This window comes from Arthrobacter sp. 05T444, from assembly GCF_056395905.1.
Genome location: NZ_JBFTKK010000052.1, coordinates 1 through 1,535 on the forward strand (window position 1 = coordinate 1; position 1,535 = coordinate 1,535).

At 64.0% G+C, this 1,535-nt stretch carries 2 protein-coding genes; both read right to left on the reverse strand.

The genetic code is table 11. The features are described from left to right. Positions 1-9: 9 nt before the first annotated feature. Positions 10-1,050 (reverse strand): IS3 family transposase, encoded by a 1,041-nt coding sequence (locus AC1DD3_RS22020; protein WP_476882523.1) that lies wholly within the window; start codon positions 1,048-1,050, stop codon positions 10-12. Then, on the reverse strand, positions 1,014-1,460 hold the full coding sequence (locus tag AC1DD3_RS22025; RefSeq protein ID WP_230121527.1) for a hypothetical protein: 447 nt from the start codon (positions 1,458-1,460) through the stop codon (positions 1,014-1,016). Before AC1DD3_RS22025 ends, AC1DD3_RS22020 begins: the two co-directional genes overlap by 37 nt. Positions 1,461-1,535 lie beyond the last annotated feature (75 nt).

Genomic DNA, 1,535 nt, shown 5'->3' on the forward strand with positions numbered 1-1,535 from the left:
CGGAATGAATCAAGCTGTTTGTGACAGCTGGTTGGTTTTGTAGTTGATGCCGGCGTGGGCCGGGGCGGCTGGTGCGGTGGGTTTGTTGCGGTAGCGGTGAGGATGCCGGGCGTGGCAGGCGTTGAGGGTTGCCTGGCGGCGTCGGCGTGCCTGGTCGACTCGTCCTTCGTGGACGGTGTCGGGTGTGTAGTAGTTCAGGCCGCTGTGGCGGTGGTTGGCGTTGTAATCCGCGAAGAATGCCGCCATGTAGTCGCGGGCGTGCTGGAGGTCCTGGAATCGGCGGGGAAAGTCCAGGTCGTATTTCACTGTCTTGAACAGGGATTCCRAGTAAGGGTTATCGTCGGAGACCCGCGGGCGGGAGTAGGACAGTGTGATGCCCAGGGACTGGGCAAGCTGGAGGATGCTGCCGGCCCGCATGGGTGCGCCGTTATCGGCGTGGAGCACGGCAGGGCGCTGTCGGTTGTCGGTGACCGCGCCGTTGATCAGYGCGGCGGCGAGGGCGGCCGTTTCGGTGTGTTCGACGCGGTGTCCGACGACTCTGCGGGAAAACACGTCCAGGATCGCGTAGAGCCGGTAGGTGTGTTTCCCCGGGCCGTGGAGCATCGTGATGTCCCAGCTCCAAAGCTGGTTCGGGGCGGTCGCGTRCACAACGGGTTTGGCCCGTTTGGGGCCGGTTCCCGGGCGCTGTTCGCGGCGGTCACCGTTCTGCCCGTTCCGGGCCACGATGCGGTGGGCGGCGGCGATGGAGAAGAAGCAGCGCCCCGCATCGAGCATCCGGTAGTAGGCCTGGGTGACGGAGAGGTTGGCGTATTCCCTGGAGTTCAACAGCTCCATGAACGCGTCGGCTTCGGCATCGGTGATCCGGTTCGGATAGTCCCGGTCGGCGTGGGGCACCAGGAGCCCCGCCGGTGTAGCCGGGCTCAGACGCCGGTACCAGGCCGTGCGGTGCACGCCCACCAAGGCACAGGCCTTCACCGCGGACCAGCCCGCTGTGATCAGTTTCCCGGCAAAGGTCAGGGCGATGTCTTTCCAGGTTTTGGCGTCAGCCACTCCGGCCGGCCCGGCTCCGGCTCCTCCACTTTCGGATCCGTCGCCGCCGCGCTCTTGGCCATCGCGTCCAAGAGCGCGGAAGCTTTTCCCAGAATATCCACGGCAGCCTCGGACCGCGCCAGCTTGGCCTTGAGGACTTCGTTTTCCTTCAAGACCCGTTTGAGCAACTGCTTATCGCCCGCATTCAATCGCTGATCCTCCTCTAGGTTGTCGGACCTGGACCTCAGCTCCCCGGACTCCCGCTCGCGGCACCAACGATTCATGGTGCCCTCGGTGATGCCCGCCGCCCTGATGAATGCGGCCTTAGAGCCCCACTCAAGGCATTTGTCGTACTCATCCAGAATCGCGTGCTTCTGGTCGGTAGTGAAGTGCTTCCGGTTCGAAACACGAACAGGCATAACGAAATCCATGACGGACCTTCCCCCCGCCCTGAGCACCGGCTCCAGCAACAGGGAACCTGTCACACAACAGCCTGACACACAGGG

What these genes read in the sequence shown, in the direction of transcription:
- AC1DD3_RS22025 (WP_230121527.1), bottom strand. Translation starts at nt 1,460, where the DNA reads ATGGATTTCGTTATGCCTGTTCGTGTTTCGAACCGGAAGCACTTCACT.